3 protein-coding genes and 1 pseudogene are annotated in these 5,459 nt (G+C 64.1%); all 4 read left to right on the top strand.

The features are described from left to right. Positions 1 to 221: pseudogene (locus FKP22_RS32300) on the top strand (hypothetical protein); the annotation flags it as partial. A gap of 106 nt (positions 222 to 327) precedes the next feature. Then, positions 328 to 1,302, top strand: a complete 975-nt coding sequence (locus tag FKP22_RS19800; RefSeq protein WP_170200974.1) for a MucB/RseB family sigma factor regulatory protein — start codon at positions 328 to 330, stop codon at positions 1,300 to 1,302. A 58-nt stretch (positions 1,303 to 1,360) separates the two neighbouring features. After that, positions 1,361 to 2,815 (top strand): Do family serine endopeptidase, encoded by a 1,455-nt coding sequence (locus FKP22_RS19795; RefSeq protein ID WP_141289421.1) that lies wholly within the window; start codon positions 1,361 to 1,363, stop codon positions 2,813 to 2,815. Between the two features lie 670 nt (positions 2,816 to 3,485). After that, the gene (gene lepA, locus FKP22_RS19790; protein WP_141289420.1) at positions 3,486 to 5,294 is read left to right on the top strand and encodes a translation elongation factor 4; all 1,809 of its coding nucleotides are present in this window, start codon (positions 3,486 to 3,488) and stop codon (positions 5,292 to 5,294) included. Positions 5,295 to 5,459 lie beyond the last annotated feature (165 nt).

Genomic DNA, 5,459 nt, shown 5'->3' with positions numbered 1-5,459 from the left:
GGCGCGCCGGGCCATCTTCGGAGGCGCCGGTCGCTGCCGAGCTGGCGCAGGCGGACGAAAGTGCCTCGACGCCGGCTTCGTTGACCGAATCGGGCAACGCGATGGAACGCAGCCCGGACCTGGACCGCTACCTTGCGGCACACCGCCAGTTTGCGCAAGGGCCTTCGCTGGCCGCGCCCGGTGGTGTGCGCCAGGTCGCGCTCACGCCGGAAGGCCGCTGACCGCAAGATGACAGCGGAGAGCAGGCCTTGGGTCGCAAGGCGGATGGCGGGTGCGGCTTGGATCGGCGCCTCGCTGGCGCCATGGCGCGTCTGGCCCGGTGTATTGATGTCTTGCCTGCTTGCCAGCGGGTCGGCGGCTGCGCTTGCGCAGGCGACGAGTGATGCAGCCGGCACGCTGGATGCGCGTGCATGGCTGATGCGAAGCAGCGAAGCCGCAGCCTCGCGGAACTACCAGGGTACGCTGGTGGTCAGTGGTGGCGGCTCGGTCAGCAGTTCGCGCGTTGCGCACTATTTCGATGGCACCCAGCAATACGAGCGTGTCGAAGCACTGGACGGCGAGCCGCGCAGCATCTGGCGCCACAACGACGAGGTGCAGACGCTGTGGCCGCGCGCCCGCGTTGCGCTGATTGAGCGCCGCGACCCCCGCGCCACGTTCCCGTCGCTGTTGTCAGGCTCGGAGCGCCGCGTGCTGGAGTGGTATGAGCTGCGTTCGCTCGGCCGTGACCGCGTGGCAGGCCTGGACGCCGACGTGGTCTTGCTGAAGGCCAAGGACAACGCCCGCTTCAGCCAGCGCCTATGGGCCGAGCATCAGACCGGTTTGCTGCTGCGCGCCGAGGTGATTGGCAGCAGCGGGCAGACCTTGGAGTCGGCCGCGTTCTCCGAGTTGGTCATTGGCGTGAAGCCTCAGCCCGACCAGGTGCTGGCCGGCATGAAAAAGCGCGACGGGTATCGCGTGCTGCGGCCCGCCGTGCTGCCGACCTCGCTGGACGCCGAAGGCTGGACGCTGGCTGCGTTGCCTGCCGGTTTTCGCGAAGTGCATTGCGCCAAGCGCTCGCTGGACCCGACGGGCGCCGCGGATGCCCCCATCGTGCTGCAAGCCATCTATTCCGATGGGCTGACCCACGTGTCGGTGTTCATTGAACCTTTCCAGCCCGAGCGGCACCAACGCGAAGTCCACGCGGCCATCGGGGCAACTCACACCTTGATGGCCAGGCGCGATGATCAGTGGGTGACCGTGATGGGCGACGTGCCCATGGACACGCTGAAGAAGATCGCGGCCGCGCTGGACCACAAGCGTTGAGACCCTGAGGTTTTGCAGTCCGCCCACCAGAGGCGGTGGTTCCCAAGAAGGAGAAGGCATGTTTGGGGGTGTTGTTTCGTCCGTGCGCGAGCGTGCGCGCGTTGGTGTTGCCGTTGCGCTGCTGAGCGTTTCCGCGGCGGGTTTGCTGCCGGCGCCCGCATTGGCGCAGAACCGGGTGCTGCCCGATTTCACCGACCTGGTCGAACAGGTCGGCCCGGCAGTGGTGAACATCCGTACCAGCGAGAAGGTGCATCTGGGCCGCGGTGGCGCGGGCACTGGCCCGCAGATGGACCCGGGCCTGGAAGAGTTCTTCAAGCGCTTCGGCATTCCGATGCCGCGCAACACGCCGCGCGGCGGTGGCAATGGCAATGGCGACGATGACGACGAGCCGACGCGGCGCGGCATCGGCTCAGGCTTCATCCTCAGCGCCGATGGCCTCGTGATGACCAACGCGCACGTGGTCGACGGTGCCGACGAACTGCTGGTGACGCTGACCGACAAGCGCGAGTTCAAGGGCAAGGTCATTGGCGCAGACAAGCGCAGCGACGTGGCCATCGTGAAGATCGAAGCGGCTGGCCTGCCGTTCGTCAAGGTCGGCGATGTCGGCAAGCTGAAGGTCGGCGAATGGGTCATGGCGATCGGCTCGCCGTTCGGCCTGGACAACTCGGTGACCGCTGGCATCGTCAGTGCCAAGCAGCGCGACACCGGCGAACTGCTGCCCTTCATCCAGACCGATGTGGCGATCAACCCCGGCAACTCTGGGGGGCCGCTGATCAACATGCGCGGCGAAGTCGTCGGCATCAATTCGCAGATATACAGCCCGTCTGGCGGCTATGCCGGCATCTCGTTCTCCATCCCCATCGACGAAGCGATCCGCGTGGCCGATCAATTGCGTGCCACCGGCCGGGTGATCCGTGGCCGCATTGGCGTGGCAATCGCACCGGTGACCAAGGAGGTCGCGGAATCGATCGGCTTGGGCAAGGCCAGCGGCGCGATGGTGCAGTCGGTTGAAGCCGGCCAACCTGCCGAGAAGGCTGGGCTGGAAGCGGGCGACATCATCGTCAAGGTCGATGGCAAGGCCGTGGAGCGCGCCACCGATCTGCCGCGCATGATCAGTGCCGTGAAACCGGGCAGCAAGGTCACGCTGCAACTGTTCCGCCGTGGCAGCTACAAGGATGTCGCGGTGACCGTGGGCGAGTTCGAAGCTGAAAAGCCGGCCGTGCCTGCAGCGCCAGTGAAAGCTTCGCTGGGCCTGAACGTGGTGGACTTGACCGAGGCGGAGAAGCGCGACTTGCGCGTCAAGGGCGGTGTGAAGGTCGACAGTGTGGAAGGCGCTGCGGCCCGTGCCGGCCTGCGCGAGGGCGATGTGATCCTGTCGGTCGACAACGTGCAGATCAGCGATGCCAAGCAGTTCGGCGGCGTTGTCGCCAAGCTTGACAAGACCAAGCGGGTCACGGTGCTGGTGCGCCGCGGCGACTGGGTCAACTATGTGGTGATCCAGCCAGCGCGCTGAGCCGGGGTGGACAGCCGGCTTCCCGCAGCCGGTCTCCATGTTCAAAGACCCGCCAACCTACTGGGATGGCGGGTCTTTTCATTGGATGAGAAGTCGCCGCGATGTTTGTAATTGCTAACCATGTTTTAATAGCTTGATGGTTATTCTGTCCGATCTGTGAGTGAGTGCTGACATGGCGCTGGGTCGTGATGATTGTGATGACCGGGCGATACAATCCAGGCTTGTTGCGGGTCATTCGACGCGTTGCTGCAATCTCTCCGTGGCGCTGCCGCCACGGCTGGGCGAGCGCTCAAGACCTGTGAATAAGGTGTGAATAATTATCGGCTGCGGCCCTTGTTGGCGGTCTGCAACGACCCCGGTTCCATCCAAGACGGCCTTTGGACTCGGGCCCTTTTGGCTACAATGAAAGCCCAACAAGCAGTTGCCATACGTTTTGTTGGAAGGCGCGTCTTCAATTGGACGTGCCTTTTTTTTGACTCTTTGCCCGCTTCACCGCCTTGATGCGGCTCGCCCCTCGCCGTCGCATTCCAATGCGTCGCCAGGGCGAGCTTTTGGCGCTTGTTCAGCAGCTTTTCAGCTGTTTTTGCTGCGTGTGCATCTGACGCGGCAGGCGTGAGCCGTCGCTGGCCACGCTGTTTTTCTCCGGCGCTGCGCCGGCCTTTGCCGACCCATGGACCACATCAGAAATTTCTCGATCATTGCCCACATCGACCACGGCAAGAGCACGTTGGCCGACCGCATCATCCAGCGCTGCGGCGGTCTGAGTGATCGCGAGATGGAGGCGCAGGTGCTGGACTCGATGGACCTCGAGCGGGAGCGCGGGATCACGATCAAGGCGCAGACGGCCGCGTTGCAGTACACGGCCAAGGACGGCAGGACCTACAACCTGAACCTGATCGACACGCCCGGGCACGTGGACTTCTCGTACGAAGTCAGCCGCTCGCTGTCGGCCTGCGAAGGTGCGCTGCTGGTGGTCGATGCCAGCCAGGGCGTGGAGGCGCAGACGGTGGCGAACTGCTACACGGCGCTGGAGCTCGGTGTTGAAGTGGTGCCGGTGTTGAACAAGATGGACCTGCCTTCGGCGGATCCCGACAACGCCAAGGCAGAGATCGAGGACGTGATCGGCATCGACGCGACCGACGCGATCCCCTGCTCGGCCAAGACCGGCATGGGCATCGACGAGATCATCGAGGCGGTGATCGCCCGCATGCCGCCGCCCAAGGGCGTGGTCGAGGCGCCGCTGCGCGCGATGATCATCGACAGCTGGTTCGACAACTACGTCGGCGTCGTGATGCTGGTGCGTGTGGTCGACGGCACGCTCAAGAAGGGCGAGCGCATCCGCATGATGGCGTCGAACGCGGTCTACCCCGCCGACCATCTGGGCGTGTTCGCACCGAAGTCGACGCCGCGCGAGCAGCTCAATGCGGGCGAGGTCGGGTTCATCATTGCCGGTATCAAGGAGCTTCAGGCGGCCAAGGTCGGCGACACCGTCACGCTCGAGAAAAAGCTGCCCAACAATCTCGGGCCTGCGGAAGAAGCGCTGCCCGGCTTCAAGGAAATCCAGCCGCAGGTCTTTGCCGGTTTGTATCCGACCGAGGCGAGCGAGTACGACCAGTTGCGCGACGCGCTGGAGAAGCTCAAGCTCAATGACAGCTCGCTGCGCTACGAGCCCGAAGTCAGCCAGGCGCTGGGTTTCGGCTTCCGCTGCGGCTTCCTGGGGCTGCTGCACATGGAGATCGTGCAGGAGCGGCTGGAGCGCGAGTTCGACCAGGACCTGATCACGACTGCGCCCAGCGTGGTTTACCAGGTCGAGCTCAACGATGGCACCGTGATCGACGTCGAGAACCCGTCGAAGATGCCGGACCTGGGCCGCATCCGCGAGATCCGCGAGCCCATCGTGACGATGCACCTTTACATGCCGCAGGACCATGTTGGCGTGGTGATGACGCTGGCCAACCAGAAGCGCGGCGTGCAGCTGAACATGGCCTATCACGGCCGGCAGGTCATGCTGACCTACGAGATGCCGCTGGCGGAGATCGTGCTGGACTTCTTCGACAAGCTCAAGAGCGTGTCACGCGGCTATGCGTCCATGGACTACGAGTTCAAGGAATACCGCGCCTCCGACGTCGTGAAGGTCGACATCCTGATCAACGGCGACCGGGTCGACGCGCTGTCCATCATCGTGCACCGCGCGCAGAGCCAGTTCCGTGGCCGGGGTGTGGCGGCGAAGATGCGCGAACACATCCCGCGCCAGATGTACGACGTGGCCATCCAGGCGGCGATCGGTGCCAACATCATCTCGCGCGAGAACATCAAGGCGCTGCGCAAGAACGTGCTGGCAAAATGCTATGGCGGCGACATCTCCCGCAAGCGCAAGCTGCTCGAAAAGCAGAAAGCCGGCAAGAAGCGCATGAAACAGATCGGCTCCGTCGAGGTGCCGCAGGAAGCCTTCTTGGCCATTCTTCAAGTGGATGACTGACAACAACAAACCGATGAGTGCTCTCACCGCCGCCTTGTATGGCGCCCTGATCGTCTACCTTGGCGGTTGGTACCTGGATTACTGGTACGGCAATTTCTCGCTGCTGCTGTTCATCCTTTCCGCAGTGACCTGCGCTTTCTGGCTGGCCGAGCGTTTCCGCTTCCG

It is taken from the genome of Ideonella azotifigens, assembly GCF_006519715.1.
Lineage (GTDB): Bacteria > Pseudomonadota > Gammaproteobacteria > Burkholderiales > Burkholderiaceae_C > Ideonella > Ideonella azotifigens.
This window is presented reverse-complemented; position numbering and strand designations above follow the sequence as displayed.

Bases quoted from the DNA above. Each gene is read 5' to 3' on its own strand.
- lepA (WP_141289420.1), top strand. From the start codon at position 3,486: ATGGACCACATCAGAAATTTCTCGATCATTGCCCACATCGACCACGGC.
- FKP22_RS19795 (WP_141289421.1), top strand. From the start codon at position 1,361: ATGTTTGGGGGTGTTGTTTCGTCCGTGCGCGAGCGTGCGCGCGTTGGT.
- FKP22_RS19800 (WP_170200974.1), top strand. From the start codon at position 328: ATGTCTTGCCTGCTTGCCAGCGGGTCGGCGGCTGCGCTTGCGCAGGCG.